Raw genomic sequence first — 646 nt, 5'->3', positions numbered from 1 at the left:
ATGCCGACCACCGAACAATGTGGGATTACACCTGACCTGCTTTCATCGACAGTTTTGATGCGTATGAGCGGGAGCACCGTGACGCTAAAAAACTATAATCCGGCGAGCCTTGAGAGCCGGCCATCCTTGCAGGTGTGGATCAAAACCATCCTTTTGCCGATCGGTCTTTGCGTGTCATCAGTCACGCTGGAAGTGAAGGATAACGGTCCATATTTAGATTTGCATGACAGGAAAACAGTTTATTATATCAATGAGTTAATGTTTCAGGATGACATTCTAATCTCATCAACAGCCAAAGACCATCCAGAGCAAATTCGTAAGGCAGTTGACCAACTGACATCCGACTTCCGCGCGGCATTGGAGTTAGAGAGAACGCCTTTAACGAAACCGTGATCCGGTAATTGTACCGGAAATGTATTGACCCGGTAAGATTACCGGATTACATTGGCTCCGTTCCCACCAACCGAGTCCCCCATGTCGGCCGCCGCAGACACCACCTCCACCCACCGCAACACGCAACCCAATCCGTTTGAGGCCGCCCGCGCGGCCCTGATCGATCGCCTTCTGACGCTTCGCGTTCCCGAGGCGATCGGCGAGGTCTCCGAGCATTTGCGCGAGACCGCCAACATCTTCGACCAGTGGCTCT

The 646-nt window shown here is 52.5% G+C and carries 1 protein-coding gene; it reads left to right on the top strand.

Annotated features, from left to right (window positions below; genetic code table 11):
• A partial coding sequence (locus AACY52_RS29145; RefSeq protein WP_339561192.1) for a hypothetical protein occupies positions 1-393 on the top strand: 393 nt, incomplete at its 5' end.
• Between the last annotated feature and the right edge of the window lie 253 nt (positions 394-646).

It is taken from the genome of Pseudomonas sp. EA_65y_Pfl1_P113 (assembly GCF_963970525.1).
Lineage (GTDB): Bacteria > Pseudomonadota > Gammaproteobacteria > Pseudomonadales > Pseudomonadaceae > Aquipseudomonas > Aquipseudomonas tritici.
This window is presented reverse-complemented; position numbering and strand designations above follow the sequence as displayed.